The sequence below is a fragment of the Vibrio orientalis CIP 102891 = ATCC 33934 genome (assembly GCF_000176235.1).
Taxonomy (GTDB): Bacteria; Pseudomonadota; Gammaproteobacteria; order Enterobacterales; family Vibrionaceae; genus Vibrio; species Vibrio orientalis.
This window is the reverse complement of record NZ_ACZV01000003.1, coordinates 31,382-56,903: the sequence shown is the minus strand read 5'-3', so window position 1 is coordinate 56,903 and position 25,522 is coordinate 31,382. Positions and strand designations below refer to the sequence as shown.

The following is a 25,522-nucleotide window of genomic DNA, read 5'->3' as shown; positions in this document are numbered from 1 at the left end:
ACAGTCGTCTTCGGCTATGAATAATATAAGGATTGCTGTCCAAGGAATGCAGAATTTACCTTCCGATATACCTAAGGTATTGGTGATTTACGCACACCCAGAATCGCGAGACTCTGTTGCCAACCAAATGATGCTTAAGAAAGTGGAATCTCTTGAGCATGTCACTGTGCATGATCTTTATGCCCACTACCCAGATTTCTTTATTGATGTCAGTGCGGAACATAAGTTGCTCAATGAGCATGATGTGATCGTCTTTCATCATCCCCTCTATATGTACTCTTGCCCGGCTTTATTAAAAGAGTGGCTAGATCGAGTAATAGGTAAAGGCTTTGCATTTGGTAACGGTGAAGCGTTAAAAGGAAAATATTGGCGTAGTGTTATCACCACCGGCGGCAAAGAAGAGGCATTTGGTCAGGGGGGCTATAACCGCTATCCGCTTTCACAGATCTTACAGCCGTTCGAGTTAACGGCGGCGCTGTGTCAGATGCATTGGATTGAACCCTTGGTGCTTTACTGGGCACGTAATGTTTCTGAAATGGAGCGCTATCAACACGCCGAGCAGTATCGTCAATGGCTAAATGATCCACTGGTGGCTTATTCGGAACAAGTAGGAGGGTAGCATGGCATTAGAAAATGATTTTCTTCAAAGCAGTGCGATTTTCTTAACCGCTGCAGTTGTCGCTGTTCCACTTGCTCAAAGATTGGGTTTAGGCTCAGTACTTGGTTACTTACTTGCGGGGGTCGCGATTGGTCCTTGGGGCCTAGGTCTTATCAGTGATGTCGATGCGATCCTTCACTTTGCCGAGTTTGGTGTGGTGCTGCTGCTGTTTTTAATTGGTCTCGAACTGAATCCGAAAAAATTGCTACAAATGAAAGGGCCGATACTCGGGCTGGGCGGTGCGCAGGTGGTGGTGACGACCTTAGTGCTCGCCAGTGTCGCGTATATCGCCGGTACCTCATGGCAAACCAGCTTAGTGATCGGCATGGGCTTGGCGCTTTCTTCTACCGCCATTGCGCTGCGCGTGATTGAAGAGCAGGGACTTGGTGCTAAAGAAGCCGGACAGTCAGGGTTTGCAGTGTTACTGTTTCAAGATATCGCAGTGATCCCGATGTTGGCCCTACTGCCCATTTTGGCGGGTAACACCGCGGGTGACTGGCTTGACGCTCTATGGATGCTAGCGGGTGTTGGCGGTTTATTGGTAGGTGGTCATTTCCTATTGCGACCTCTGTTTCGTTATGTCGTGCTAAGTGGAGTACGCGAACTATTCACGGTTGCCGCTTTGCTGTTGGTGATTGGTATTGCCTTAATGATGAAGCAGCTAGGGTTGTCGATGGCACTAGGTACTTTCCTCGCTGGGGTACTGCTTGCGGAAAGTGAATATCGCCATGAGTTAGAGATTGCGATTGAACCGTTTAAAGGATTGCTGCTTGGCTTGTTCTTTATTGCAGTTGGTATGGCAGTAAACCTCGGCCTATTGGCACTAGAACCTTTGGCTGTACTTTCTGCGGTGGTAGGTCTTGTGATTGTTAAAGGGATGATTCTTTATCTCTTGGCTCGATTCGCAGGTAGCAGGGCTAAGTCGCGCAGTAAGATGGCGGCGATATTAAGCCAAGGTGGCGAGTTCGCGTTCGTTATCTTTACGGCGGCGGCAAGTGAAGGCTTGCTTAACCAATCGCAAACCGCATTCCTACTCGTGGTGGTGAGTTTGTCTATGGTTACCACGCCTCTGCTGCTGATGGCGCAAAGCAAATGGTATGCGCGAGGGCTAAATGCTGAGACCGCTGCTGAGCTGAAGTCCGACATCATCAACAAACAGCCACGCGTTATCATCGCAGGCTTCGGTCGCTTTGGTCAGATTATTGGTCGACTTATGTATGCCAACAAAATCAAAGTGACGGTGTTAGAAAGTGATGCCAGCCAAATTCAACTGCTGCGTAAATATGGCTATAAAGTGTTTTATGGCGATGCGACTCAGGTTGATTTATTACGCGCAGCAGGTGCAGACAAAGCCGAAGCGATGATCATCTGTACCGATTCACCAGATGAAATCATGCAGATCATCGAGTTGTGTAAGACCAACTTCCCTAACCTTAAGTTACTTGCTCGTGCTCGCAGCCGTGTCGAAGCATATCAATTGCTTAGCCATGGTGTGGAAAGCTATTCGCGTGAGACTTTCCTTGGTGCTTTAGACTTGGGTCGTCAGGCGTTAATTGATTTAGGTATGCACCCATATCAAGCAAAGCGAGCGGAAGCGCATTTTAGAAAGCTCGATAATGCTATGCTCAAGGAGTTGTTACCTCAGCATAACGATGACAAACAATTGGCCCAAAGAGCCAAAGAAGCCCGTAAAGAACTGGAAGAGATTTTTGGTCGAGAAATGGAAAGTGACCAACAAGCGAAGAACTTCTGGGAATAGATTAGTGAAATAAACAGATGAAGAAACGATTTATCGCAGGCGCCAGTTGCCCTAAGTGTACTCAGCAAGACACACTACGCTGGTGGATAGAGAACAATATTGAGTTAGTAGAGTGTGTTGAATGTGGTCATCAAGACCAGAGAACACCAGAATCTGTGGAGACCGCTGAACACAGTGGCCAAGAAATGATCGGTATTTTTAAACCGGATTGATTGAGTTTCTCTAAATCATCCCCATAATAACCGACGTAGAAAGTTTGCAGACTGTTGTGATTGCAACGGTCCTTTATTCTCCTTGGAGTAAATATGAAAATTGAAAAGAACGTAGTAGTAAGTCTTGCTTACCAAGTAAAACTAGAAGACGGTGTTGTTGTTGATCAATCAACAACTGATGCGCCTCTAGATTACCTACACGGTAACAACAACCTAATCACTGGTCTTGAAACAGCACTAGAAGGTAAGGAAGCGGGCGCTAAGTTCTCTGTAACGGTTTCTCCAGAAGAAGCGTACGGCGAGCACAACGACGCACTTGTTCAACGTGTTCCTGCTAACGTGTTCCAAGGTGTTGAAGAGATCGAAGTAGGTATGCGTTTCCTAGCAGATACTGACCAAGGTCCAATCCCTGTTGAAGTAACAGAAGTAGACGGTGACGAAGTCGTTGTAGATGGTAACCACATGCTTGCTGGCCAAACTCTAACATTTGATGTTGAAGTAGTTGCACTACGTGAAGCAACAGCAGAAGAGATCGAGCACGGTCACGTACACCAAGCTGGTGGCTGTGGTCACGACCACGATCATGAAGGCGGTTGTTGTGGCGGCGAAGGCCATGACCACGGTGAAGAGAAGAAAGACGGTTGCTGCGGTGGCGGTAGCTGCGGTTCTCACTAATTCGTTAGTTGATTGCTAGAATATTAAAAGGCGTTTCCCGCTGTACGGGAAACGCCTTTTTTGTTATTAAAATGACTACAAGGTCAGGATATCGATGGAGACCCACCAATGAGCCAACCATTCTCAATCGCCATTCATGGCGGAGCCGGAACCATTTTACGTGAGCAAATGAGCGATGAATTAAAGGCTTCGATCATAGCGGATCTTGAAGCTTCGGTTCGCGCTGGGCATAGCATTTTAGCTCAATCTGGTGATGCACTGGATGCGGTTGTCGCCGCGGTGAAAGTGTTGGAAGACTCGCCGAACTTTAATGCTGGTAAAGGTTCTGTGCTGACCCACAAAGAGATGGTCGAGATGGATGCCTCGGTGATGCATGGCAAAGAGCTTGATGCAGGTGCAGTGGCCGGTGTTCGTCATATCAAAAATCCAATCGAGTTGGCCCGTGATGTGATGAACAAGAGCAATCATGTCTTGTTGGTAGGGGAAGGCGCTGAAGAGTTTGCTTTTGAACATGGCTACCAGTTTACCGAGCAAGACTATTTCTTTACTGACCGCCGTTATGACCAGCTTTTGTCGATGAAAGAGAAGGGGCTGTTTGCTTTGTCGGAGTCTAAATACCCAGATGATAAAAAATACGGCACTGTGGGCGCGGTAGCACTCGACCAGCAGGGTAACCTTGCTGCTGCGACCAGTACGGGCGGCGTGACCAACAAGAAATATGGCCGAGTGGGGGATTCGTCGATTATTGGTGCGGGTACCTATGCTGAAAATGGAAATGTTGCCGTTTCAACCACTGGAATGGGCGAGTACTTTATTCGTAAAACCGTGGCTGGTGATGTTGCCGCAAGAATGCGCTATCTAAAACAAGATGTGCACGCTGCTTGTGAGAGCGTTATTCAAGGTGAACTGAAACAGATGGGCGGTGAGGGTGGCCTGATTGCAATTGATGCACAAGGTGAGCTTCATTTCGCAATGAACAGTTCGGGAATGTACCGGGCTGGGATCGACGTTGATGGCCAATTCAGCGTTAAAATATATGCTGACGAATAACCTCAAGGCAGTACAACCTTCCATAGCTTAAACTTAACTAACTGATTTATTTCGGTGTTAAATATAGCCGCAATGGATTTCCACCATATTACGCTTGCATGCTTAAAAAATGACTGCAAGAAATGTGATTCAGTGCTAGAATCCATTTTTAACTAGCAACAGATACTGGAAAGATGGGAAATAACGTAGTCGTTCTGGGCACCCAATGGGGTGACGAAGGTAAAGGTAAAATTGTTGACCTTTTAACTGAAGATGCAAAATATGTGGTTCGCTACCAAGGCGGTCACAATGCTGGTCACACTCTTGTAATTGACGGTGAAAAAACCGTTCTTCACTTAATTCCATCAGGCATCCTACGCGATAACGTAAAATGTGTTATCGGTAACGGCGTTGTACTATCGCCTGAAGCACTTCTTAAAGAAATGAAGCCTCTAGAAGAGCGCGGTATCCCAGTGCGCGAGCGTCTTTTCGTTTCTGAAGCTTGTCCTCTAATTCTTCCTTACCATATCGCTATCGACAACGCGCGTGAAATCGCTCGTGGCGCGAAAGCTATTGGTACAACGGGTCGTGGTATCGGTCCAGCTTACGAAGATAAAGTTGCTCGTCGCGGTCTACGCGTTGGCGATCTTTTCGATAAAGAGATGTTCGCTGAGAAACTAAAAGAAGTAATGGAATTCCATAACTTCCAACTAGAGCACTTCTACAAAGCTGAAACAGTTAGCTACGATGAAGTTCTTGAGCAGTGCATGGGTTACGCAGATCTACTAACTTCAATGGTTATGGACGTAACTGACGAACTAGACGCAGCACGTAAGCGCGGCGACAAGATCATGTTCGAAGGTGCTCAAGGTACGCTACTAGATATCGACCACGGTACTTACCCATACGTAACTTCTTCTAACACGACTGCTGGTGGTGTTGCTGCAGGTTCTGGTTTCGGTCCTCGTCACATCGGTTACATCCTTGGTATTACTAAGGCATACTGCACTCGCGTTGGTTCAGGTCCATTCCCGACAGAACTATACGACGGTCTAGATAAGCAAGACCCAGTTGGTAAACACCTAGGTGATGTTGGCCACGAGTTTGGCGCAACGACTGGTCGTCTACGCCGTACAGGTTGGTTTGATGCAGTCGCAATGCGTCGTGCAATCCAAATCAACTCTCTAACAGGTATGTGTCTAACTAAACTAGACGTTCTTGATGGTCTTAAAGAGATCAAGATCTGTACTGGTTACAAGATGAAAGATGGCGCTATCCTTGAAGTTTCTCCAATGGCTGCAGAGTCATTCGAAGAAGCAACGCCTATCTACGAAACAATGCTTGGTTGGTCTGAGACAACATTTGGTGCTAAATCAATCGATGCGCTTCCACAAGCCGCTCTTGATTACATCAAACGTATCGAAGAACTAACGGGTGTACCAGTAGACATTATCTCTACAGGTCCTGACCGTAACGAAACAATCATCAAGGTTCACCCATACGGTGCTTAATCTCTGATTGTTCAGACAGTTAAAAAAGCCAGCGTTCATCGCTGGCTTTTTTTTGAGCTTTTTTTCTTGCGATCTTAGGCGCTTACGGCAACAATTTGCCAACAGGCGGCAATTTTGATTAAAGAGTTATCAATGCTTGCCGATACAGGTATCAAGCTTGCCGCATTAAGTGGCGAATAACTCACTGACTGCCAAATGAGTCTATTTGGTGGCAGAGAAGAAATCGAAGTAAAGAGTGCAGAAAATGAAGCTAAGGAAATTAGCGGCTTCGATGGTATTGGCGTTGAGCGCATCGGTTGTTCAGGCGAATGATTCGCCGGATATAGGTGAGCCAATCCCTATCTATACCGAAGCTGAACTAATTAAACTGATTAATAACAACCAACATTTAGAACGAGTCAAGGCTGACAGCTGTCAGCTAGTTGAAGATATCGTGGCGCGTGCCACTCGCATTAGCTTACCTGCGTATGAATTTTTGTATGGTGACATGCTAGCGTGGGGCGTATGTGTGGAGCAGGATGTTGAGCTTGGCCTTTACTATATGGAAAATGCCGCTCATCAAGGTTTACCTGCCGCGCTTGAACAGATTGGTCGTTATTACTCTCGTGGTACCATCGTACAGCAAGACAAAGAACGTGCGATTCCCTATCTGCGTGAAGCAGCGGCTATGGGGAACTTGAATGCGCGTATTCATCTTGCTGAGTTGTTGCTGCGTGACTACGGTAGTCCGCTTGATTACGAAGATGCCTATCGCTGGTTATATAACTCGGTCACTGCTGACCAAAGAACCCACAAACGTATTAGTGTCTTGAGGCAAGGGCTAGAAAGGCGTATGCCACAGAATATCATTGCACGAGCAAAGAAACGCGATACGTTCTGGTAAAGATATAAATTATCGAAAACAACTGGCTTACTGCACTCGGTCGGTTGCACTAGAAACAAAAATGCCCAGCACTTGCTGGGCATTGTTATTATTGGTTAATCGTTACTGAACCACTTCGCCCGATTCGATAACTGTCTCGCGGACAACTTTGGTAAACTCTGACGCCTCTTCGCGGATCTTATCTTCATCAACCGTTAGCATGTTGCGGTCTTTCATTAGAATCTTGCCATCTACAATCGTATGACGAACATTGCCTGAGTTGGCTGAGTAAACTAACGCTGAATATGGGTTGTAGACAGGAACCATGTTTGGCGCTTTGGTATCAACAACAATAATGTCTGCAAGTTTGCCAGCTTCTAGTGAGCCAATTTTGTCTTCCATATGCAGTGCTTTTGCAGCGCCCATCGTCGCCATATCGATGACTTTGATTGGAGGCATCGCCGCTCGATCTTGGTTAACCAGTTTGTGTACTTTTGCCACTTGGTTAAACTCATCAATGGTACTTAGAGTGTTGCCTGACATTGGGCCATCCGTACCCAAACCAATACGTACGTTTTGGTCGTACATCTTCAGTGCTGGTGAAACGCCTTTCGCTGATTTGATGTTAGCACTCATGTTGTGTGCAACACCCATATCAGACTTCTTAACCAGCTCGATGTCCTGATCATCCACTAAGATCATATGTGCACCAACGAGGTTTTTGTTTAGTGCGCCAATGCTATCCATGTACTGAACGGGTGACATACCATCAGCACGCGCGGCAATTTTCTCTTCTTCGCGGTGTGATTCTGCAAGGTGAATCATCACAGGTACATCAAGCTCAAGAGAGAGTTTTGCTATTTTCTGCAGAACTTCTGTGGTGTTGGTGTATGGCGCATGCGGGGCAAATGCGGGTGTAATACGTGGGTGATCTTTGTACTCTTCGATAAAGTTAAGTGCGTACTTGATGCCTTCCTCTGCGTTAGCCGCGTCAGCGACCGGGAACTTAATCACTGTCTCGCCCAGTATTGCGCGCATACCAATTTGGTCGACGGTTTTAGCGACCTCATCTTCGAAGTAGTACATATCAGCGTAAGTCGTGACACCACCCTTAACCATTTCAACGTTACCCAGGTTGGCGCCAATGCGCACCATATCACGTGAAACGAGCTTCGCTTCTAGAGGGAAAATATAACGGTGTAGACGATCTGGCACGTCATCCGCCAGTGAGCGGAATACAGTCATCGATACGTGGGTATGAGTATTAATTAGGCCCGGCATGACGATATCGCCATCGACATCCAATACTTTTTTAGCGTCGTATTGCTTTTCGAGTGATGCATCACCAACGGCAAGGATCTTATTGTCCTTAATGACTACAGTACCGCTTTGATAAACCGTTTTATCTTGGTTCATGGTTAATACCATGGCGTCTGTGATCATTAGATCGGCTTTTTCAGCGGCTGACACTGACATTGAAAACAGACCTAGACTTGCGATAGCGGTCGCAAGGAGTGTGCGCTTGATACTCATAGGGATACCTGTAGTAAAAAGGGGGAGTAAAATTTTTCTGAATCATACCCCTTTCTTTACCTGTTGCAATCGTTTGCTCTGTCACTTGCATCGAATTGTGATCTTTATCGTATGGCATAAAGGAATGTTAAAAGAGATGCCAAGTTATGAAAAAGGTAAGGAAAAATGAGGAATTTAACTCGACTTACCTGTGCCTACAACGGGGACTCGGATATACTAGATTTAATTCCCTTCCTTCTTAATTAGGCGCGCCTATGTCAGACAATACCCATAATGACCCATTTGCAGCTCGTGAATCGGAAAATTATGAAAATCCGATCCCAAGCCGAGAGTATATTCTTGAGTTCTTAAGCCAAGCAGGGGTTCCGATGAACCGCAATGACCTGTTTGATGCACTTAAGCTCTCAGGAGAAGATCACTACGAAGGACTGCGTCGTCGGCTTCGTGCTATGGAGCGTGATGGTCAGCTCGTGTTTACTCGTCGCCAGTGTTATGCATTGCCTGAAAAACTAGAAATGATCAAAGGCTATGTGATTGGTCATAAAGATGGCCACGGCTGGGTACGTCCGGAAGGCAGTGTTGGCAAGGATAATGACATCGTGCTGCCGCATCACCAGATGAAGAATATCATCCATGGTGACTATGTGCTGGTGCAGCCAACAGATAACTCAAAACGTGGCCGTAAGGAAGGGCGATTGGTGCGCGTTTTAGAAGAGCGTCAAACTCAAATCGTGGGGCGCTTCTTCTTGGAGTACGGTTATTCGTATGTTGTGCCTGATGATTCACGTATCAGCCAAGACATTTTGATCCCAAATGAACTGCGTGCAGGCGCTCGTATGGGCAATGTGGTGGTGATTGAAATTACCGACCGAGGTTCACGTTCGCGTGGCATGATGGGTAAAGTGGTTGAAGTACTTGGTGAGAACATGGCTCCGGGTATGGAAACACAGATTGCGATTCGCACTCACCAGATCCCACATGAATGGCCTGAGGCGGTTGATAAACAGATCGAAGGCCTGGGTGAAGAAGTACCAGAAGAGGCGAAAGTCGGTCGTGTTGATTTACGTGACTTGCCGCTGGTAACCATTGATGGTGAAGATGCTCGTGACTTCGATGATGCGGTTTATTGTGAGAAGAAGAAAGGTGGCGGCTGGCGTTTATGGGTTGCGATTGCTGATGTGAGCTATTACGTTCGCCCAGATTCAGCGTTAGATAAGGAAGCGATTAACCGTGGTAACTCGGTTTACTTCCCATCACAAGTGGTGCCAATGCTACCTGAGGTGTTATCGAACGGCTTATGTTCACTCAACCCACAAGTTGACCGACTATGTATGGTGTGTGAGATGACGGTCTCGGAAACGGGTAAGTTGTCGGGCTATAAACACTACGAAGCGGTGATGAACTCTCATGCTCGTCTAACCTATAACAAAGTACACGACATTCTAGAAGGGAATGAAGAACTGCGCACTCGTTACCAAGCTGTGGTCCCACATCTTGAAGAGCTGCACAACATGTACAAAGTGCTCAAGCATGCGCGTGATAATCGTGGCGCGATTGAGTTTGAAACTGTCGAAACCAAATTCATCTTCAATGCAGAACGTAAAATCGACAGCATTGAGCCCGTCATTCGTAACGATGCGCACAAGCTGATCGAAGAGTGTATGATTCTGGCCAACATCGCATCTGCGTCTTTAGTCGAGAAAGCGAAAGAGGCGGCGCTATACCGTATTCACGAATCTCCAGGTGAACTTCGCTTGCAAGGTTTCCGTGATTTCCTTGGTGAGCTAGGCCTGCACTTAAATGGTGGTTTAGAACCATCACCAACAGACTACGCGGATCTGGTTAAGCTGATTGCTGAACGTCAAGATAAAGAGCTAATCCAAACCATGCTGCTTCGTTCGATGAAGCAGGCCGTGTACAACGCAGATAACTGTGGCCACTTTGGTTTGGCATTAAAGCGTTATGCGCACTTTACCTCACCAATTCGTCGCTACCCTGATTTACTCCTTCACCGCGCGATCAAATACCTTATCGCCAAGGAAAATGGCACGCTGAAAGATCGTTGGACTCCAACCGGTGGCTACCACTATTCATTTGATGATATGGATTTTTACGGTGAGCAATGTTCAACCACTGAACGTCGTGCGGATGACGCAACCCGTGAAGTATCCGATTGGCTTAAGTGTGAATACATGCAGGACCATGTCGGTGAAGAGCTAGATGGGGTGATTGCTAATGTCACCGGCTTCGGTTTCTTTGTGCGACTGACGGATTTGCACATTGACGGTTTGGTACACATTTCCGCACTAGCCAACGATTACTACCAGTTTGATCCAATTGGTCAAAGACTTATCGGTGAAAGCTTTGGCGCAATCTACCGATTAGGTGATGCGGTTAAAGTGAAAGTGCTAGCGGTTAACCTTGATGATCGCCAAATTGACTTTGAATTAGTTGAAACAAGTCGTAAGCTACGCGGCGAAGGAAAGACCGCCAAGAAGCGAGCGGCAGAGGCGAAGAGAAAAGCCAAAGAGAAAAAGCGTGCTGCAACTAAGGGTAGAGGCGCGAAAGCGAGCCCTGAGGTAGAGCCGACCAAGCGACCTGAAAAGCCAGAGTCAAAAGGTCCGGCGAAAAAGCCTAAAGTGACTAAGGCTCGTAAGAAGAAGCCAGGCAGCAAGCCAAAGAAAACCAAGCGCACCAATAAAGCGGCGCAGTAAAGAATTTAACCCAACAGGTTTTTAAATGAGTAACGAATTTATCTACGGTATTCACGCAGTAAAAGCGGTACTAGAGCGTGAACCAGAGCGCTTTATCGAAGCATTTGTATTAAAGGGTCGTCAAGATGACCGTCTAATGCCGATTCTAAATGAGCTACAAGTGTGTGGTGTCTCGATTCAACAGATGACGCGTAAGACACTGGATGACAAAGCACGTGGTGCAAATCACCAAGGCATCATGGCCCGTGTTAAGCCTGCAAAACAGCTTAACGAAAATGATCTCGATGACATTCTTGCTAAGCATGAGGCGCCACTACTACTTGTTCTAGATGGTGTGACTGACCCACATAACTTAGGCGCGTGTTTACGTAATGCCGATGCTGCGGGTGTTGCTGCGGTTATCGTACCGAAAGACAAATCAGCAAACATTACCGCGACAGTAAGTAAAGTGGCTTGTGGTGCTGCAGAAAGTGTACCTCTAGTTCGTGTGACTAACTTAGCTCGTACAATGCGTACACTGCAAGAACAGGGTATTTGGTTTGTTGGTACTGCGGGTGAAGCGACCCATGATATCTATCAAGCTAAACTGACAGGCCCATTGGCTATTGTGATGGGTGCAGAAGGGGACGGTATGCGTCGTCTGACTCGTGAAACATGTGATGACCTGATCAAGATCCCGATGGCGGGTAGTGTATCTAGCTTGAACGTATCCGTCGCATCTGGCGTATGTCTGTTTGAAGCGGTACGTCAGCGCCTAGAATAACGGTTCACCAACCTTATCTATAAAGCGCAGACTGTTAGCTCAGTCTGCGCTTTTTTGTTTTGAGCCTTAAGGCATGTCATTCCATAGACCGAAGAATGAGGGAGTAGGGAATCTCACAAAGATTTTGACTCGCTTAAATAGAACCTAAACTCTACCGTTTCCTTTTTTCACCATTTGCGTTTATTTTTCAAACAGCACTTGCATGTGAAACTGTGATCTGTATAATGCAGCCCACTGGTTAATCCAGTTGTGAACCAATGAGCGAAAGAGGAGCTAATAAATCTCCGTATTTATTAGGTAATGTAGACTCAGCTTATGTTCGCGGTTAATACAATTAGCTACTTATTCTTCGGAATAACTATCCCCAGACGTGATTCTGGTATATAGGGGTAGTTGATCGAAAATTAACTGACAATACTTCCTAATCTTGGAAGTTACGGTTTCACATAAATCAATCGTACATTCTCTCGTCTTCACGAGTCTGAGTGGCGATATTGTTTGTGTAATTTTTAATATTGGAGCTCTGTCTCATGCAGAACCAACGTATCCGTATCCGCCTAAAAGCTTTCGATTACAAACTAATCGATGCTTCTACAGCGGAAATCGTTGAAACAGCTAAGCGCACTGGCGCACAGGTTCGTGGTCCAATCCCACTACCTACTCGTAAAGAGCGTTTCACAGTTCTTATCTCTCCACACGTTAACAAGAAAGCACGTGACCAGTACGAAATTCGTACTCACAAGCGTCTAATCGACATCGTTGAGCCAACAGACAAAACTGTTGATGCTCTAATGCGTCTAGACCTTGCTGCGGGCGTTGACGTTCAAATTAGCCTAGGTTAAGGGAGATTAGAAGAATGATTGGTCTAATCGGTCGTAAAGTGGGCATGACCCGCGTATTTACTGAAGAAGGCGTTTCTATCCCAGTAACTGTTGTTGAGGTTGAAGCTAACCGTGTTTCTCAAGTTAAAACACTTGATACAGACGGCTACGCAGCAATCCAGGTAACTACTGGTGCTAAGAAAGCTAACCGCGTATCTAAGCCAGAAGCAGGTCACTTTGCTAAAGCTGGTGTTGAAGCTGGTCGTGGTCTTTGGGAATTCCGTTTGGAAAACGGTGAAGAGTTCGCAGTTGGCGCTGAGCTAACAGTTGAACTATTCAACGATACTAAGAAAGTAGACGTTACTGGTACATCTAAGGGTAAAGGCTTCCAAGGCGCTGTTAAGCGTTGGAACTTCCGTACTCAAGATATGACTCACGGTAACTCATTGTCTCACCGTGCTCCTGGTTCTATTGGCCAATGTCAAACTCCAGGTCGCGTATTTAAAGGCAAGAAAATGGCAGGTCACATGGGTGCTGAGCGTGTAACGACTCAAAACCTAGAGATCGTACGTGTTGACGCTGAGCGCAATCTGCTTCTTATTAAAGGTGCAGTACCAGGCGCAACTGGCGGTAACGTGATCGTTAAACCAGCTGTTAAAGCATAACGTCTCAGGAGTAAGTAATGGAACTAATGGTTAAAGGTGCTGATGCACTAACTGTTTCCGAAACTACTTTCGGACGTGAGTTTAACGAAGCTCTTGTACACCAAGTAGTTGTTGCGTTTGCAGCAGGTGCTCGTCAAGGTACTCGTGCTCAGAAAACACGTTCAGAAGTTTCTGGCGGTGGCGCTAAGCCATGGCGTCAAAAAGGTACTGGCCGTGCGCGCGCTGGTACAATCCGTAGCCCAATCTGGCGTACAGGTGGTGTTACTTTTGCTGCGAAACCACAAGATCACAGCCAAAAAGTAAACAAAAAAATGTACCGTGGTGCTATGAAGAGCATTCTTTCTGAGCTAGTTCGTCAAGAGCGTCTAATCGTTGTTGATAACTTCTCAGTAGAAGCACCAAAGACTAAAGAACTAGTTGCTAAGCTTAAAGAGCTTGAGCTAACTGACGCTTTAATCGTGACTAGCGAAGTAGATGAGAACCTATTCTTAGCTGCTCGTAACCTATACAAAGTTGACGCTCGTGACGTAGCTGGTATTGATCCAGTTTCTCTAATTGCGTTTGACAAAGTTGTAATTACTGCTGATGCAGTTAAACAAGTAGAGGAGATGCTAGCATGATCACTGAAGAGCGTATCCTAAAAGTTCTACGTGCACCGCACATCTCTGAAAAAGCAACTATGGCAGCTGAGAAAGCGAACACTATCGTTTTCAAAGTAGCTAAAGATGCAACTAAAAAAGAGATCAAAGCAGCTGTAGAAAAGCTATTTGAAGTTGAAGTTAAGTCTGTAAATACTCTTATTACTAAGGGTAAGACCAAACGTCAGGGTCTACGCCAAGGTCGCCGCAGCGACGTTAAGAAAGCGTACGTTACTCTGAAAGAAGGTCAAGATCTTGACTTCGTTGGCGGCGCGGAATAACAGGAGTAGTTAAGAATGGCTATTGTTAAATGTAAGCCGACTTCCCCTGGTCGTCGTCACGTTGTTAAAGTTGTTAACGCTGACCTACACAAGGGCAAGCCATACGCACCTCTTCTAGAGAAAAACTCTAAGAATGGTGGTCGTAATAACAACGGTCGTATCACAGTACGTCACATCGGCGGTGGTCACAAGCACCACTACCGTGTAATTGACTTTAAACGTACTAAAGACGGTATCCCGGCGAAAGTTGAGCGTCTTGAATACGATCCAAACCGTAGCGCTAACATCGCTCTAGTTCTGTACGCAGACGGTGAGCGTCGTTACATCCTAGCACCTAAAGGTGTTAACGCAGGTGATGCTATCCAGTCAGGTGTTGATGCACCAATCAAAGCTGGTAACACTCTACCAATGCGTAACATCCCAGTAGGTTCAACTGTACACAACGTTGAACTAAAACCTGGTAAAGGTGGTCAGCTAGCTCGTTCGGCTGGTGCATATGCTCAAATCGTTGCTCGCGACGGTGCATACGTAACTATCCGTCTACGTTCTGGCGAAATGCGCAAAGTACTTTCTGAAGGCCGTGCAACAATCGGTGAAGTTGGTAACTCTGAGCACATGCTACGTGAACTTGGTAAAGCTGGTGCTAACCGCTGGCGCGGTGTTCGTCCAACCGTTCGCGGTGTGGTAATGAACCCAGTAGACCACCCACACGGTGGTGGTGAAGGCCGTACTTCTGGTGGTCGTCACCCAGTTTCACCATGGGGTCAGCCAACTAAAGGCTTCAAGACTCGTAAGAACAAACGCACTGACAAGTACATCGTACGTCGTCGTAACAAGTAATCTATATAAAGAGGAATCGCCATGCCACGTTCTCTCAAGAAAGGTCCATTTATTGACCTACACTTGCTGAAGAAGGTAGAGAAAGCGGTGGAAAGCGGAGACAAAAAGCCTATTAAGACTTGGTCCCGTCGTTCAATGATCATCCCATCAATGATTGGTTTGACCATCGCTGTCCATAATGGTCGTCAGCACGTACCAGTTTTCGTTACCGAAGAAATGATCGGTCACAAACTGGGTGAATTCGCACCAACTCGTACTTACCGCGGCCATGTCGTGGATAAGAAAGCGAAGAAGCGTTAAGGAGTAGATGATGGAAGCACTAGCTAAACATAACTTTGCTCGCATTTCGCCTCAGAAAGCTCGCTTAGTTGCGGATCAAATTCGTGGTAAATCTGTAGACCAGGCTCTAGAAATCCTGACTTTCAGCAACAAAAAAGCTGCTGAACTGATCAAGAAAGTTCTTGAGTCAGCTATCGCTAACGCGGAGCACAACGAAGGCGCAGATATCGACGATCTAAATGTCGCAAAAATCTTCGTAGATGAAGGCCCGATCATGAAGCGTATTATGCCTCGTGCTAAAGGTCGTGCGGATCGTATCTTGAAGCGTTCTAGCCACATCACTGTTGTTGTTGCAGATCGCTAAGAGACTAGGAGAGTAAGCAATGGGTCAAAAAGTACATCCAAATGGTATTCGTCTAGGCATCGTTAAGCCTTGGAATGCTACATGGTTTGCTAACACCAAAGATTTCGCTGACAACCTAGACGGCGACTTCAAGGTACGTCAGTTCCTTACAAGTGAACTGAAAAAAGCATCACTTTCACGCATCGTTATCGAGCGTCCTGCTAAGAGCATCCGTGTGACTATTCACACTGCTCGTCCAGGCGTAGTAATCGGTAAGAAAGGTGAAGACGTAGAAAAACTACGCACAGCTGTAGCTAAAATCGCAGGTGTACCAGCGCAGATTAACATCGCTGAAGTACGTAAGCCTGAGCTAGATGCACAGCTTGTTGGTGATAGCATCGCGTCTCAGCTAGAGCGTCGTGTTATGTTCCGTCGTGCTATGAAGCGCGCGGTACAAAACGCTATGCGTCTAGGCGCTAAAGGCATCAAAGTAGAAGTAAGCGGTCGTCTAGGCGGCGCTGAAATTGCACGTTCAGAGTGGTACCGTGAAGGTCGTGTACCTCTACACACTCTACGTGCTGACATTGATTACGCAACTTCTTCGGCTCACACTCAATACGGTGTGATCGGCATTAAGACTTGGATCTTCAAAGGTGAGATCCTAGGCGGTATGCCAGCAGCTAACGCTGTAGAGCCTAAAGGCGACAAGCCTAAGAAGCAGCGCAAAGGCCGTAAGTAAGGAGTCGACAGATGCTACAACCTAAACGTACTAAGTTCCGTAAGGTTCAGACTGGTCGTAACCGTGGTCTAGCTAAAGGTACTGATGTAAGCTTCGGCGAATTCGGTCTTAAAGCTACTGGCCGTGGTCGTCTGACTGCTCGTCAAATCGAAGCGGCACGTCGTGCAATGACACGTCACGTTAAGCGTCAAGGTAAAATCTGGATCCGTGTGTTCCCAGATAAGCCTATCACAGAAAAACCACTTGAAGTTCGTCAGGGTAAGGGTAAAGGTAACGTTGAGTACTGGGTAGCCCAAATCCAACCTGGTAAGGTTATGTACGAAATGGGTGGTGTACCTGAAGAATTGGCACGTGAAGCGTTCCGCCTAGCGGCTCGTAAACTGCCATTCAAAACTACATTTGTAACTAAGCAGGTGATGTGATGAAAGCACAAGATCTACGCGAGAAAAGCGTTGAAGAGCTTAACGCTGAGCTATTGAATTTGCTACGTGAACAGTTCAACCTGCGCATGCAGGCTGCGACTGGTCAGCTACAGCAAACTCATACTCTGAAAGCTGTACGCCGTGATATCGCACGTGTGAAAACTGTTTTGACTGAGAAGGCAGGCGCATAATGAGCGAAGTAAAACGTACTCAACAAGGTCGTGTAGTTAGCGACAAGATGGACAAGTCTATCGTAGTTGCTATCGAGCGCATGGTTAAACACCCAATTTACGGTAAATACGTAAAGCGCACGACTAAAGTACACGCACATGACGAGAACAACGAATGTGGCCTAGGCGACAACGTTGAAATCGCAGAGTGTCGTCCAATGTCTAAGACTAAGTCTTGGACTTTGGTAAAAGTTCTAGAAAAAGCTAAAGGTTAATCTTAGCTAATTCTATGAAATTAAACGGCTCCAAAATTATTTTTGGAGCCGTTTATTTTTTGACTACCCAATCTTAAAAAAGGGTGGTACAATTCGCGTCCCTTTTAAAGAGGCAGCCCGACCCGAGAGGGTCTAGTTTTTTTTATATTTAGCGGAGCACTAACATGATCCAAATGCAAAGTATGCTGGACGCAGCTGATAACTCAGGCGCACGCAGCGTAATGTGTATTAAGGTTCTGGGTGGCTCTCACCGCCGTTATGCACATATCGGTGACGTTATCAAAGTTACTGTTAAGGAAGCAATTCCTCGCGGTAAAGTTAAGAAAGGTGACGTTCTGAAGGCGGTGGTAGTGCGCACCCGTAAAGGCGTACGTCGTCCTGACGGTTCTGTCATTCGCTTCGACCGAAACGCTTGCGTATTGTTGAACGACAACACTGAGCAACCAATCGGTACACGTATCTTTGGTCCTGTGACACGCGAACTTCGTGGCGATAAGTTCATGAAGATCGTTTCACTGGCTCCAGAAGTTCTGTAAGGAGCACGTAGAAATGGCAGCTAAAATCCGTCGTAATGACGAAGTAATCGTTCTTGCTGGTAAAGACAAAGGCAAGAAAGGTAAAGTAACTAAGGTTCTAGCAACTGGTAAAGTTATCGTTGAAGGTATCAACCTAGTTAAGAAACATCAGAAACCTGTTCCAGCTATGGGTATCCAAGGCGGTATCGTAGAGCAAGAAGCAGCAATCGACGTTTCTAACGTGGCGATTTTCAACGCAGCTACTGGTAAAGCTGACCGTATCGGTTTCCGTTTTGAAGATGGTAAGAAAGTACGTTTCTTTAAATCTAACAACGAAATCGTTTCTAACTAATAGAAGTAATTTGGAGTTCTACTATGGCGAAACTGCATGATTACTACAAGTCGTCTGTAGTCGCTGAACTGACCAAACAGTTTAGCTACACAAGCGTCATGCAAGTCCCTAGAATCGAGAAAATCACCCTAAACATGGGTGTTGGTGAAGCAATCAACGATAAGAAACTGCTAGAAAACGCAGCTGCTGATATGGCAACGATCTCTGGTCAAAAGCCACTTATCACTAAAGCGCGTAAATCTGTTGCAGGTTTCAAAATCCGTGAAGGCTACCCTATCGGTTGTAAAGTAACCTTGCGTGGCGAACGTATGTGGGATTTTCTTGAGCGTTTGATTAACATCGCTCTTCCACGAGTACGTGACTTCCGTGGCGTTAGCGCTAAGTCTTTTGACGGACGCGGTAACTACAGCATGGGCGTTCGCGAGCAAATCATCTTCCCGGAAATCGACTTTGATAAAGTTGATAAAGTACGCGGTCTAGACATCACTATTACGACGTCTGCTGGTACTGATGAGGAAGGCCGAGCTCTGCTGGCTGCCTTTAACTTCCCATTCCGTAAGTAAGGTGAAGGGTTACTGTTATGGCTAAAAATTCAATGAAAGCACGTGAAGCAAAACGTGCGAAGCTTGTAGCTAAGTTCGCTGAAAAGCGTGCAGCGCTTAAAGCTATCATCAGCGATGTAAACGCATCTGAAGAAGATCGTTGGAACGCAGTTCTTACACTGCAATCTCTTCCACGTGATTCAAGTGCATCACGTCAGCGCAACCGTTGCAACCAAACTGGTCGTCCACACGGTTACCTACGTAAGTTCGGTCTAAGCCGTATCAAAGTTCGTGAAGCTTGCATGAAAGGCGAGATTCCTGGACTTCGTAAGGCTAGCTGGTAATTGCCACTTAATCATTTGGAGTAAATCATATGAGCATGCAAGATCCGATTTCGGATATGCTGACCCGCGTTCGTAACGGTCAGGCAGCAAACAAAGTTGCTGTTAAAATGCCTTCTTCAAAGCTTAAAGTTGCAATTGCTGCACTACTAAAAGCTGAAGGTTACATCGTTGATTTCGCTGTTGAAGGCGAAGTTAAACCTGAGCTTGAAGTTACTCTTAAGTACTTCCAAGCTAAACCAGTAATCGAGCAACTTAAACGTGTTTCTCGTCCAGGTCTACGTGTTTACAAGAAGAAAGACAATCTTCCTTCTGTAATGGGTGGTCTTGGTGTTGCTATCGTTTCAACTTCCAAGGGTCTTATGTCAGACCGCGCTGCACGCAAAGCAGGTCTTGGTGGTGAAATCATCGCTTACGTAGCTTAATAAGGAGTAGATTATGTCTCGTGTTGCTAAAGCACCTGTCGCTATTCCAGCTGGCGTAGAGGTGAAACTAAACGGCCAAGAAATCACTGTAAAAGGTGCTAAAGGCGAACTATCACGCGTTCTTAACAACGCTGTAGTTGTAGCTCAGGAAGAAAGCAATCTTACTTTCGGTCCACGCGAAGGTGTTGTTAATGCATGGGCACAAGCAGGTACTGCTCGCGCTCTAGTTAACAACATGGTTGTTGGTGTTACTGAAGGCTTTACTAAGAAGCTAACTCTTAAAGGTGTTGGTTACCGTGCTGCTATTAAAGGCAACGCTGTAGGTCTAACACTTGGCTTCTCACACCCTGTTGAGCACGAGCTGCCAGCGGGTATTAAAGCTGAATGTCCAAGCCAAACTGAAATCGTGATCACTGGTTGTGACAAACAACTTGTTGGTCAGGTTGCGGCTGACATTCGTTCTTACCGTGAGCCTGAGCCTTACAAAGGTAAAGGTGTTCGTTACGCAGATGAAAATGTGCGTACTAAAGAAGCTAAGAAGAAGTAAGGTATCACTATGGATAAGAAAGCATCTCGCATCCGTCGTGCTACACGCGCACGTCGTAAGATTGCAGAACTGGGTGCAACTCGCCTAGTAGTACACCGTACTCCTCGTCACGTGTACGCACAGGTGATTGCAGCTAACGGCTCTGAGGTTATCGCAGCAGCTTCTACTGTAGAAAAAGCGATCCGTGAGCAAGTTAAGAACACTGGTAACATCGATGCAGCTAAAGCAGTAGGTAAAGCTGTTGCTGAGCGCGCTCTTGAAAAAGGCGTAGAATCAGTTGCATTTGATCGTTCTGGTTTCCAATACCACGGTCGAGTAGCGGCGCTAGCAGAATCTGCTCGCGAAGCTGGTCTGAAATTCTAAGGTAGGGTTGGAAGATGGCTAAAGAACAACAAGTTCAAGCGAATGATTTGCAAGAAAAGCTAATCGCAGTTAACCGTGTATCTAAGACGGTTAAAGGTGGTCGAATCATGAGCTTCACTGCACTAACAGTAGTTGGTGACGGTAACGGTCGCGTAGGTTTCGGTTACGGCAAAGCTCGTGAAGTACCTGCAGCGATTCAAAAAGCAATGGAAAAAGCACGTCGTAACATGACTACGATCGCGCTTAACGAAGGCACTCTTCACCACCCGGTGAAAGGTCGCCACTCGGGCTCTAAAGTTTACATGCAGCCTGCTGCTGAAGGTACTGGTGTTATCGCAGGTGGTGCGATGCGTGCAGTTCTTGAAGTTGCTGGTGTACACAACGTACTTTCTAAGGCATACGGTTCTACGAACCCTATCAACATCGTTCGTGCAACGATCGATGGCCTAAGCGGTATGAAGTCGCCAGAAATGGTTGCTGCTAAACGTGGTCTAACTGTTGAATCTATTTCGGAGTAAGCACACGATGGCAACTATTAAAGTAACTCAAACTAAAAGCTCAATTGGTCGTCTACCTAAGCACAAAGCGTGTCTTAAAGGTCTAGGCCTTCGTAAAATCAACCACACAGTAGAACTTGAAGATACTCCGTGCGTGCGCGGCATGATCAACAAGGTTTACTACATGGTTAAAGTTGAGGAGTAATCAGAATGCGTTTGAATACTCTATCACCAGCTGCTGGTGCTAAGACTACTGCTAAGCGCGTAGGTCGCGGTATTGGTTCTGGCCTAGGTAAGACTGGTGGCCGTGGCCACAAAGGTCAAAAGTCACGTTCTGGCGGTTCAGTTCGTCCAGGTTTTGAAGGCGGTCAGATGCCTCTAAAACAACGTCTACCAAAATTCGGTTTCACTTCTCGTAAGAGCCTAGTGTCTGCTGAAGTTCGTCTAGCTGAGCTAGCGAAAGTAACTGGTGACGTAGTAGATCTAAACAGCCTTAAAGCTGCTAACGTTATCACTAAGAACATCGAATTTGTAAAAGTTGTTCTATCTGGTGAAATTAACAAAGCAGTGACTGTTAAAGGTCTACGTGTGACTAAAGGCGCTAAAGCTGCAATCGAAGCTGCAGGCGGTAAAATCGAGGAATAATCTCGAGGAACGAGGTACAGATGGCTAAGAAACCAGGTCAAGATTTTCGTAGTGCTCAGAGCGGCTTAAGTGAACTAAAGTCGCGCTTATTATTCGTAATTGGTGCACTTTTAGTATTCCGAGCAGGCTCTTTTGTGCCGATCCCTGGTATTGACGCTGCTGTACTTGCCGATTTGTTCGAACAGCAAAAAGGTACCATCGTAGAAATGTTTAACATGTTCTCCGGTGGTGCTCTTGAGCGTGCATCTATATTAGCGTTGGGCATCATGCCGTATATTTCGGCATCTATTGTTGTCCAACTGCTAACTGTAGTTCATCCAGCGTTAGCTGAACTCAAAAAAGAGGGTGAAGCAGGCCGTCGTAAGATCAGCCAATATACACGCTACGGCACGCTTGTACTTGCAACATTCCAAGCTATTGGTATCGCAACAGGCCTACCAAACATGGTCGATAATCTGGTTGTTATCAACCAAACCATGTTTACGCTAATTGCGACCGTAAGTTTAGTAACCGGCACCATGTTCCTAATGTGGTTAGGTGAACAAATTACAGAGCGTGGAATTGGTAACGGTATTTCGTTACTAATCTTTGCAGGTATTGTTGCTGGATTGCCTTCTGCAATCGGTCAAACAATCGAGCAAGCGCGTCAAGGTGAATTGCATGTACTTCTTCTGCTGTTGATTGCTGTACTAGCTTTCGCAGTTATCTACTTCGTTGTTTTCATGGAGCGTGGTCAGCGTCGAATCGTTGTTAACTACGCAAAGCGTCAACAAGGTCGTAAGGTATTTGCTGCGCAAAGCACTCACTTGCCACTTAAGATTAATATGGCAGGTGTTATTCCAGCAATCTTTGCTTCAAGCATTATCCTGTTCCCAGGAACACTGGCTCAGTGGTTTGGTCAGAACGGTGAGAGCAGCGCGTTCGGTTGGTTAACTGACGTGTCTTTGGCTCTTAGCCCAGGTCAACCTCTGTATGTAATGCTTTATGCAGCAGCGATTATTTTCTTCTGTTTCTTTTACACGGCGTTGGTTTTCAACCCGCGTGAAACAGCGGATAACTTGAAGAAGTCCGGTGCATTCGTACCCGGCATCCGCCCAGGTGAACAGACAGCTAAGTACATTGATAAAGTGATGACGCGTTTAACCCTTGCTGGTGCGCTTTACATTACCTTTATCTGTCTGATTCCAGAGTTTATGATGGTCGCGTGGAACGTACGTTTCTACTTCGGCGGTACATCACTACTAATCGTAGTTGTTGTTATCATGGACTTTATGGCACAGGTACAGACTCATCTGATGTCTCAACAGTATGATTCTGTGTTGAAGAAAGCAAATCTGAAAGGCTATGGCCGTTAATTCGGCGGTAGACTCAGATTTCATTTACGGAGTTTAGCAATGAAAGTTCGTGCTTCCGTTAAAAAAATCTGCCGTAACTGTAAAGTTATCAAGCGTAACGGTGTTGTTCGCGTGATTTGCAGTGAGCCAAAGCACAAGCAGCGCCAAGGCTAATTAGCAGAAATTTTTACTTGTAATATAAGGTAGTGTCGAGTATATTCCTCGGCCTACCTTTTGCGTGCAAAAGAAGTAGTATCCCGCAGCGTATCCATCACGGGCTTTGCTGCGGCTAATTCTTTTATGAAACACTAGGAGTGAATAATGGCCCGTATAGCAGGCATTAACATTCCTGATCAAAAACATGCTGTGATTGCACTAACGTCAATCTACGGCATCGGTAAGACTCGCTCTCAAGCTATCCTAGCTGAAGTGGGTATTGCTGAAGATGTTAAGATCAGTGAACTATCTGAAGAACAGATCGATCAACTGCGTGATGGTGTAGCTAAATACACTGTAGAGGGTGATCTACGTCGTGAAGTATCAATGAACATCAAGCGTCTTATGGACCTTGGCTGTTACCGTGGTCTTCGTCATCGTCGCAGTCTACCACTACGTGGACAGCGTACTAAAACCAATGCTCGCACCCGTAAGGGTCCGCGTAAGCCGATCAAGAAATAGTCGGGAAGGTAGAGTACAATGGCTAAACAACCAACTCGCGCGCGTAAACGCGTTCGCAAACAAGTTGCAGACGGTGTTGCGCACATCCATGCTTCTTTCAATAACACAATCGTAACCATTACTGACCGTCAAGGTAACGCACTAGCTTGGGCTACTGCAGGTGGTTCAGGTTTCCGTGGCTCTCGTAAGTCTACTCCGTTCGCAGCACAGGTTGCAGCAGAGCGTTGTGCTGAAATGGCTAAAGAGTACGGTCTAAAGAACTTGGAAGTTATGGTTAAGGGTCCAGGTCCAGGTCGTGAATCTACTGTTCGCGCACTGAACGCTGCTGGTTTCCGCATCACAAACATTGTTGATGCTACACCAATCCCTCATAACGGTTGTCGTCCACCTAAGAAACGTCGCGTATAACGTTTTTTAGATTACTGGAGAAAGATCATGGCAAGATATTTGGGTCCTAAGCTGAAGCTTAGCCGTCGCGAAGGTACTGACTTATTCCTTAAGTCTGGTGTACGCGCGATCGATACCAAGTGTAAAATTGATAACGCACCAGGTGTACACGGCGCTCGTCGCGGTCGTCTATCTGAGTATGGCGTTCAGCTTCGTGAGAAGCAAAAAGTTCGTCGTATGTACGGCGTTCTAGAAAAACAATTCCGTAACTACTACAAAGAAGCTGCACGTCTTAAAGGCAACACAGGTGAAAACCTGCTTCAGCTTCTTGAAGGTCGTCTTGATAACGTAGTTTACCGCATGGGCTTTGGCGCAACTCGCGCAGAAGCACGTCAGCTAGTTAGCCACAAAGCTATCCTAGTTAACGGTAAAGTTGTAAACATTCCTTCTTTCAAAGTTGCGGCTAATGACGTTGTTTCTATCCGCGAGAAAGCTAAACAGCAATCTCGTATTAAAGCGGCTCTAGAAGTTGCTGAACAACGTGAAAAACCAACTTGGATTGAAGTAGATGCTGGTAAGATGGAAGCTACGTTCAAGCGTATGCCTGAGCGTTCAGATCTATCTGCTGACATCAACGAACAATTGATCGTCGAGCTTTACTCTAAGTAAGGTTAAACTAAAGAGAGGACACAATGCAGGGTTCTGTAACAGAATTTCTTAAGCCACGTCTTGTTGACATCGAACAAGTTAGCACGACTCACGCAAAAGTAACTCTTGAGCCATTAGAGCGTGGTTTTGGCCATACTCTTGGTAATGCACTTCGCCGAATTCTTCTATCTTCTATGCCAGGTTGTGCTGTAACAGAAGTAGAAATTGAAGGCGTACTTCATGAGTACAGCACTAAAGAAGGCGTTCAAGAAGATATTCTTGAAATCCTACTAAACCTTAAAGGTCTAGCTGTACGCGTTGCCGAAGGCAAAGATGAAGTGTTCATTACTTTGAATAAATCAGGCTCGGGCCCTGTGGTTGCAGGTGACATCACCCATGATGGTGATGTAGAGATCGCTAACCCTGAACACGTTATTTGTCACCTAACGGATGACAACGCTGAGATCGCTATGCGTATCAAAGTTGAACGTGGTCGTGGTTATGTTCCAGCTTCGGCTCGTATCCATACTGAAGAAGATGAGCGTCCAATTGGTCGCCTACTGGTTGACGCTACGTACAGCCCAGTAGACAAGATTGCTTACTCTGTTGAAGCAGCTCGTGTAGAGCAGCGTACAGACCTAGACAAGCTTGTTATCGATATGGAAACGAACGGTACTCTAGACCCTGAGGAAGCAATCCGTCGTGCAGCTACTATCCTAGCTGAACAATTGGATGCGTTCGTAGATCTTCGTGATGTACGTGTACCTGAGGAGAAGGAAGAGAAGCCAGAATTCGATCCGATCCTACTGCGTCCTGTAGACGATCTTGAACTAACAGTTCGCTCTGCTAACTGTCTGAAAGCAGAAGCGATTCACTACATCGGTGATCTTGTACAGCGTACTGAGGTTGAGCTACTTAAAACGCCTAACCTTGGTAAAAAATCTCTTACTGAGATTAAAGACGTACTTGCATCACGTGGTCTGTCTCTGGGCATGCGCCTAGAAAACTGGCCACCAGCGTCTATCGCTGAAGATTAATCGATAAAGTTAGAAGGATTAG

37 protein-coding genes are annotated in these 25,522 nt (G+C 46.2%); 36 read left to right on the top strand and 1 reads right to left on the bottom strand.

Translation table 11 applies throughout. The annotated features are described in order from the left end of the window. Positions 1-46 precede the first annotated feature (46 nt). From kefG to motX, 7 genes are all read left to right on the top strand, one after another. The gene (gene kefG / locus VIA_RS02365; protein ID WP_004410507.1) at positions 47-619 is read left to right on the top strand and encodes a glutathione-regulated potassium-efflux system ancillary protein KefG; all 573 of its coding nucleotides are present in this window, start codon (positions 47-49) and stop codon (positions 617-619) included. A gap of 1 nt (position 620) precedes the next feature. Next, complete coding sequence (gene kefB / locus VIA_RS02360) at positions 621-2,417, top strand: glutathione-regulated potassium-efflux system protein KefB (RefSeq protein ID WP_004410506.1); 1,797 nt, start codon at positions 621-623, stop codon at positions 2,415-2,417. 17 nt (positions 2,418-2,434) lie between these two features. Next, positions 2,435-2,629 carry a YheV family putative zinc ribbon protein gene (locus tag VIA_RS02355; protein ID WP_004410504.1) on the top strand — a complete coding sequence of 65 codons (195 nt, stop codon included), beginning with the start codon at positions 2,435-2,437 and terminating at the stop codon, positions 2,627-2,629. Between the two features lie 93 nt (positions 2,630-2,722). Continuing rightward, a complete protein-coding gene (gene slyD / locus VIA_RS02350) occupies positions 2,723-3,304 on the top strand; it encodes a peptidylprolyl isomerase (protein WP_004410501.1) in 582 nt (193 codons plus the stop codon). A gap of 108 nt (positions 3,305-3,412) precedes the next feature. Further along, entirely contained in the window at positions 3,413-4,354 is a 942-nt protein-coding gene (locus VIA_RS02345; protein ID WP_004410500.1) for an isoaspartyl peptidase/L-asparaginase family protein, read from the top strand. Between the two features lie 173 nt (positions 4,355-4,527). Further along, the gene (locus VIA_RS02340) at positions 4,528-5,844 is read left to right on the top strand and encodes an adenylosuccinate synthase (protein ID WP_004410499.1); all 1,317 of its coding nucleotides are present in this window, start codon (positions 4,528-4,530) and stop codon (positions 5,842-5,844) included. A gap of 244 nt (positions 5,845-6,088) precedes the next feature. Further along, on the top strand, positions 6,089-6,727 hold the full coding sequence (gene motX / locus VIA_RS02335) for a flagellar protein MotX (RefSeq protein WP_004410496.1): 639 nt from the start codon (positions 6,089-6,091) through the stop codon (positions 6,725-6,727). A 102-nt stretch (positions 6,728-6,829) separates the two neighbouring features. Here the strand turns inward: motX and VIA_RS02330 are convergent, their stop codons facing one another. Beyond that, positions 6,830-8,239, bottom strand: a complete 1,410-nt coding sequence (locus tag VIA_RS02330) for an amidohydrolase (protein ID WP_004410495.1) — start codon at positions 8,237-8,239, stop codon at positions 6,830-6,832. Positions 8,240-8,493: 254 nt separating this feature from the next. Here VIA_RS02330 and rnr point away from each other — a divergent pair, with 254 nt between their 5' ends. The 29 genes from rnr (at position 8,494) to VIA_RS02185 (ending at position 25,500) form a co-directional block, all read left to right on the top strand. Next, positions 8,494-10,953, top strand: coding sequence for a ribonuclease R (gene rnr, locus VIA_RS02325; RefSeq protein WP_004410494.1), 2,460 nt, complete (start codon positions 8,494-8,496; stop codon positions 10,951-10,953). Positions 10,954-10,978: 25 nt separating this feature from the next. Then, complete coding sequence (gene rlmB, locus VIA_RS02320; RefSeq protein ID WP_004410493.1) at positions 10,979-11,716, top strand: 23S rRNA (guanosine(2251)-2'-O)-methyltransferase RlmB; 738 nt, start codon at positions 10,979-10,981, stop codon at positions 11,714-11,716. 530 nt (positions 11,717-12,246) lie between these two features. Next, positions 12,247-12,558: a 30S ribosomal protein S10 gene (gene rpsJ / locus VIA_RS02315; protein ID WP_004410492.1), complete on the top strand. Its 312-nt coding sequence runs from the start codon at positions 12,247-12,249 to the stop codon at positions 12,556-12,558. 14 nt (positions 12,559-12,572) lie between these two features. After that, positions 12,573-13,202: a 50S ribosomal protein L3 gene (rplC, locus tag VIA_RS02310; RefSeq protein ID WP_004410480.1), complete on the top strand. Its 630-nt coding sequence runs from the start codon at positions 12,573-12,575 to the stop codon at positions 13,200-13,202. 17 nt (positions 13,203-13,219) lie between these two features. Further along, positions 13,220-13,822, top strand: a complete 603-nt coding sequence (rplD, locus tag VIA_RS02305; RefSeq protein ID WP_004410477.1) for a 50S ribosomal protein L4 — start codon at positions 13,220-13,222, stop codon at positions 13,820-13,822. Next, positions 13,819-14,121, top strand: coding sequence for a 50S ribosomal protein L23 (gene rplW, locus VIA_RS02300; RefSeq protein WP_004398471.1), 303 nt, complete (start codon positions 13,819-13,821; stop codon positions 14,119-14,121). The genes rplD and rplW overlap by 4 nt, the downstream gene beginning before the upstream one ends. 15 nt (positions 14,122-14,136) lie before the next feature. Beyond that, on the top strand, positions 14,137-14,961 hold the full coding sequence (rplB, locus tag VIA_RS02295; protein WP_004410474.1) for a 50S ribosomal protein L2: 825 nt from the start codon (positions 14,137-14,139) through the stop codon (positions 14,959-14,961). Between the two features lie 21 nt (positions 14,962-14,982). Then, complete coding sequence (rpsS, locus tag VIA_RS02290) at positions 14,983-15,261, top strand: 30S ribosomal protein S19 (RefSeq protein ID WP_004410465.1); 279 nt, start codon at positions 14,983-14,985, stop codon at positions 15,259-15,261. A 10-nt stretch (positions 15,262-15,271) separates the two neighbouring features. Next, on the top strand, positions 15,272-15,604 hold the full coding sequence (gene rplV / locus VIA_RS02285) for a 50S ribosomal protein L22 (protein WP_004410462.1): 333 nt from the start codon (positions 15,272-15,274) through the stop codon (positions 15,602-15,604). Between the two features lie 19 nt (positions 15,605-15,623). Next, the gene (gene rpsC, locus VIA_RS02280; RefSeq protein WP_004410461.1) at positions 15,624-16,322 is read left to right on the top strand and encodes a 30S ribosomal protein S3; all 699 of its coding nucleotides are present in this window, start codon (positions 15,624-15,626) and stop codon (positions 16,320-16,322) included. Positions 16,323-16,333: 11 nt separating this feature from the next. Beyond that, positions 16,334-16,744: a 50S ribosomal protein L16 gene (rplP, locus tag VIA_RS02275; RefSeq protein ID WP_004410459.1), complete on the top strand. Its 411-nt coding sequence runs from the start codon at positions 16,334-16,336 to the stop codon at positions 16,742-16,744. Beyond that, a complete protein-coding gene (rpmC, locus tag VIA_RS02270) occupies positions 16,744-16,935 on the top strand; it encodes a 50S ribosomal protein L29 (RefSeq protein ID WP_004410456.1) in 192 nt (63 codons plus the stop codon). Before rplP ends, rpmC begins: the two co-directional genes overlap by 1 nt. Beyond that, positions 16,935-17,189: a 30S ribosomal protein S17 gene (gene rpsQ, locus VIA_RS02265; RefSeq protein WP_004410455.1), complete on the top strand. Its 255-nt coding sequence runs from the start codon at positions 16,935-16,937 to the stop codon at positions 17,187-17,189. Before rpmC ends, rpsQ begins: the two co-directional genes overlap by 1 nt. A gap of 164 nt (positions 17,190-17,353) precedes the next feature. After that, positions 17,354-17,725, top strand: a complete 372-nt coding sequence (gene rplN / locus VIA_RS02260; RefSeq protein ID WP_004410450.1) for a 50S ribosomal protein L14 — start codon at positions 17,354-17,356, stop codon at positions 17,723-17,725. A gap of 13 nt (positions 17,726-17,738) precedes the next feature. Next, positions 17,739-18,056, top strand: a complete 318-nt coding sequence (rplX, locus tag VIA_RS02255) for a 50S ribosomal protein L24 (protein ID WP_004410445.1) — start codon at positions 17,739-17,741, stop codon at positions 18,054-18,056. Positions 18,057-18,079: 23 nt separating this feature from the next. Then, the gene (gene rplE, locus VIA_RS02250) at positions 18,080-18,619 is read left to right on the top strand and encodes a 50S ribosomal protein L5 (protein ID WP_004410443.1); all 540 of its coding nucleotides are present in this window, start codon (positions 18,080-18,082) and stop codon (positions 18,617-18,619) included. Between the two features lie 17 nt (positions 18,620-18,636). Then, entirely contained in the window at positions 18,637-18,942 is a 306-nt protein-coding gene (gene rpsN, locus VIA_RS02245) for a 30S ribosomal protein S14 (protein WP_004410442.1), read from the top strand. A gap of 29 nt (positions 18,943-18,971) precedes the next feature. Beyond that, a complete protein-coding gene (gene rpsH / locus VIA_RS02240; protein ID WP_004410440.1) occupies positions 18,972-19,364 on the top strand; it encodes a 30S ribosomal protein S8 in 393 nt (130 codons plus the stop codon). A gap of 13 nt (positions 19,365-19,377) precedes the next feature. Then, positions 19,378-19,911, top strand: coding sequence for a 50S ribosomal protein L6 (gene rplF, locus VIA_RS02235; RefSeq protein WP_004410437.1), 534 nt, complete (start codon positions 19,378-19,380; stop codon positions 19,909-19,911). 9 nt (positions 19,912-19,920) lie between these two features. Continuing rightward, entirely contained in the window at positions 19,921-20,274 is a 354-nt protein-coding gene (gene rplR / locus VIA_RS02230) for a 50S ribosomal protein L18 (protein ID WP_004410436.1), read from the top strand. Between the two features lie 14 nt (positions 20,275-20,288). Beyond that, positions 20,289-20,792 (top strand): 30S ribosomal protein S5, encoded by a 504-nt coding sequence (gene rpsE / locus VIA_RS02225; RefSeq protein WP_004410433.1) that lies wholly within the window; start codon positions 20,289-20,291, stop codon positions 20,790-20,792. Positions 20,793-20,799: 7 nt separating this feature from the next. Further along, positions 20,800-20,976: a 50S ribosomal protein L30 gene (rpmD, locus tag VIA_RS02220; protein WP_004410429.1), complete on the top strand. Its 177-nt coding sequence runs from the start codon at positions 20,800-20,802 to the stop codon at positions 20,974-20,976. A gap of 5 nt (positions 20,977-20,981) precedes the next feature. Beyond that, positions 20,982-21,416, top strand: coding sequence for a 50S ribosomal protein L15 (gene rplO / locus VIA_RS02215; protein ID WP_004410426.1), 435 nt, complete (start codon positions 20,982-20,984; stop codon positions 21,414-21,416). A gap of 20 nt (positions 21,417-21,436) precedes the next feature. Continuing rightward, entirely contained in the window at positions 21,437-22,771 is a 1,335-nt protein-coding gene (secY, locus tag VIA_RS02210) for a preprotein translocase subunit SecY (RefSeq protein ID WP_004410423.1), read from the top strand. Between the two features lie 39 nt (positions 22,772-22,810). After that, positions 22,811-22,924, top strand: a complete 114-nt coding sequence (gene rpmJ, locus VIA_RS02205; RefSeq protein ID WP_000868186.1) for a 50S ribosomal protein L36 — start codon at positions 22,811-22,813, stop codon at positions 22,922-22,924. Positions 22,925-23,071: 147 nt separating this feature from the next. Next, entirely contained in the window at positions 23,072-23,428 is a 357-nt protein-coding gene (rpsM, locus tag VIA_RS02200; protein WP_004410414.1) for a 30S ribosomal protein S13, read from the top strand. An 18-nt stretch (positions 23,429-23,446) separates the two neighbouring features. Beyond that, positions 23,447-23,836: a 30S ribosomal protein S11 gene (rpsK, locus tag VIA_RS02195; protein WP_001118870.1), complete on the top strand. Its 390-nt coding sequence runs from the start codon at positions 23,447-23,449 to the stop codon at positions 23,834-23,836. Between the two features lie 27 nt (positions 23,837-23,863). Next, complete coding sequence (gene rpsD / locus VIA_RS02190) at positions 23,864-24,484, top strand: 30S ribosomal protein S4 (protein WP_004410410.1); 621 nt, start codon at positions 23,864-23,866, stop codon at positions 24,482-24,484. A gap of 23 nt (positions 24,485-24,507) precedes the next feature. Then, complete coding sequence (locus VIA_RS02185) at positions 24,508-25,500, top strand: DNA-directed RNA polymerase subunit alpha (protein ID WP_004410407.1); 993 nt, start codon at positions 24,508-24,510, stop codon at positions 25,498-25,500. The last annotated feature ends 22 nt before the right edge of the window (positions 25,501-25,522 follow it).

Excerpts from the sequence above, each read along its gene's own strand:
- kefG (WP_004410507.1), top strand. The coding sequence starts at position 47 with ATGCAGAATTTACCTTCCGATATACCTAAGGTATTGGTGATTTACGCA.
- kefB (WP_004410506.1), top strand. The coding sequence starts at position 621 with ATGGCATTAGAAAATGATTTTCTTCAAAGCAGTGCGATTTTCTTAACC.
- VIA_RS02355 (WP_004410504.1), top strand. The coding sequence starts at position 2,435 with ATGAAGAAACGATTTATCGCAGGCGCCAGTTGCCCTAAGTGTACTCAG.
- slyD (WP_004410501.1), top strand. The coding sequence starts at position 2,723 with ATGAAAATTGAAAAGAACGTAGTAGTAAGTCTTGCTTACCAAGTAAAA.
- VIA_RS02345 (WP_004410500.1), top strand. The coding sequence starts at position 3,413 with ATGAGCCAACCATTCTCAATCGCCATTCATGGCGGAGCCGGAACCATT.
- VIA_RS02340 (WP_004410499.1), top strand. The coding sequence starts at position 4,528 with ATGGGAAATAACGTAGTCGTTCTGGGCACCCAATGGGGTGACGAAGGT.
- motX (WP_004410496.1), top strand. The coding sequence starts at position 6,089 with ATGAAGCTAAGGAAATTAGCGGCTTCGATGGTATTGGCGTTGAGCGCA.
- VIA_RS02330 (WP_004410495.1), bottom strand. The coding sequence starts at position 8,239 with ATGAGTATCAAGCGCACACTCCTTGCGACCGCTATCGCAAGTCTAGGT.
- rnr (WP_004410494.1), top strand. The coding sequence starts at position 8,494 with ATGTCAGACAATACCCATAATGACCCATTTGCAGCTCGTGAATCGGAA.
- rlmB (WP_004410493.1), top strand. The coding sequence starts at position 10,979 with ATGAGTAACGAATTTATCTACGGTATTCACGCAGTAAAAGCGGTACTA.
- rpsJ (WP_004410492.1), top strand. The coding sequence starts at position 12,247 with ATGCAGAACCAACGTATCCGTATCCGCCTAAAAGCTTTCGATTACAAA.
- rplC (WP_004410480.1), top strand. The coding sequence starts at position 12,573 with ATGATTGGTCTAATCGGTCGTAAAGTGGGCATGACCCGCGTATTTACT.
- rplD (WP_004410477.1), top strand. The coding sequence starts at position 13,220 with ATGGAACTAATGGTTAAAGGTGCTGATGCACTAACTGTTTCCGAAACT.
- rplW (WP_004398471.1), top strand. The coding sequence starts at position 13,819 with ATGATCACTGAAGAGCGTATCCTAAAAGTTCTACGTGCACCGCACATC.
- rplB (WP_004410474.1), top strand. The coding sequence starts at position 14,137 with ATGGCTATTGTTAAATGTAAGCCGACTTCCCCTGGTCGTCGTCACGTT.
- rpsS (WP_004410465.1), top strand. The coding sequence starts at position 14,983 with ATGCCACGTTCTCTCAAGAAAGGTCCATTTATTGACCTACACTTGCTG.
- rplV (WP_004410462.1), top strand. The coding sequence starts at position 15,272 with ATGGAAGCACTAGCTAAACATAACTTTGCTCGCATTTCGCCTCAGAAA.
- rpsC (WP_004410461.1), top strand. The coding sequence starts at position 15,624 with ATGGGTCAAAAAGTACATCCAAATGGTATTCGTCTAGGCATCGTTAAG.
- rplP (WP_004410459.1), top strand. The coding sequence starts at position 16,334 with ATGCTACAACCTAAACGTACTAAGTTCCGTAAGGTTCAGACTGGTCGT.
- rpmC (WP_004410456.1), top strand. The coding sequence starts at position 16,744 with ATGAAAGCACAAGATCTACGCGAGAAAAGCGTTGAAGAGCTTAACGCT.
- rpsQ (WP_004410455.1), top strand. The coding sequence starts at position 16,935 with ATGAGCGAAGTAAAACGTACTCAACAAGGTCGTGTAGTTAGCGACAAG.
- rplN (WP_004410450.1), top strand. The coding sequence starts at position 17,354 with ATGATCCAAATGCAAAGTATGCTGGACGCAGCTGATAACTCAGGCGCA.
- rplX (WP_004410445.1), top strand. The coding sequence starts at position 17,739 with ATGGCAGCTAAAATCCGTCGTAATGACGAAGTAATCGTTCTTGCTGGT.
- rplE (WP_004410443.1), top strand. The coding sequence starts at position 18,080 with ATGGCGAAACTGCATGATTACTACAAGTCGTCTGTAGTCGCTGAACTG.
- rpsN (WP_004410442.1), top strand. The coding sequence starts at position 18,637 with ATGGCTAAAAATTCAATGAAAGCACGTGAAGCAAAACGTGCGAAGCTT.
- rpsH (WP_004410440.1), top strand. The coding sequence starts at position 18,972 with ATGAGCATGCAAGATCCGATTTCGGATATGCTGACCCGCGTTCGTAAC.
- rplF (WP_004410437.1), top strand. The coding sequence starts at position 19,378 with ATGTCTCGTGTTGCTAAAGCACCTGTCGCTATTCCAGCTGGCGTAGAG.
- rplR (WP_004410436.1), top strand. The coding sequence starts at position 19,921 with ATGGATAAGAAAGCATCTCGCATCCGTCGTGCTACACGCGCACGTCGT.
- rpsE (WP_004410433.1), top strand. The coding sequence starts at position 20,289 with ATGGCTAAAGAACAACAAGTTCAAGCGAATGATTTGCAAGAAAAGCTA.
- rpmD (WP_004410429.1), top strand. The coding sequence starts at position 20,800 with ATGGCAACTATTAAAGTAACTCAAACTAAAAGCTCAATTGGTCGTCTA.
- rplO (WP_004410426.1), top strand. The coding sequence starts at position 20,982 with ATGCGTTTGAATACTCTATCACCAGCTGCTGGTGCTAAGACTACTGCT.
- secY (WP_004410423.1), top strand. The coding sequence starts at position 21,437 with ATGGCTAAGAAACCAGGTCAAGATTTTCGTAGTGCTCAGAGCGGCTTA.
- rpmJ (WP_000868186.1), top strand. The coding sequence starts at position 22,811 with ATGAAAGTTCGTGCTTCCGTTAAAAAAATCTGCCGTAACTGTAAAGTT.
- rpsM (WP_004410414.1), top strand. The coding sequence starts at position 23,072 with ATGGCCCGTATAGCAGGCATTAACATTCCTGATCAAAAACATGCTGTG.
- rpsK (WP_001118870.1), top strand. The coding sequence starts at position 23,447 with ATGGCTAAACAACCAACTCGCGCGCGTAAACGCGTTCGCAAACAAGTT.
- rpsD (WP_004410410.1), top strand. The coding sequence starts at position 23,864 with ATGGCAAGATATTTGGGTCCTAAGCTGAAGCTTAGCCGTCGCGAAGGT.
- VIA_RS02185 (WP_004410407.1), top strand. The coding sequence starts at position 24,508 with ATGCAGGGTTCTGTAACAGAATTTCTTAAGCCACGTCTTGTTGACATC.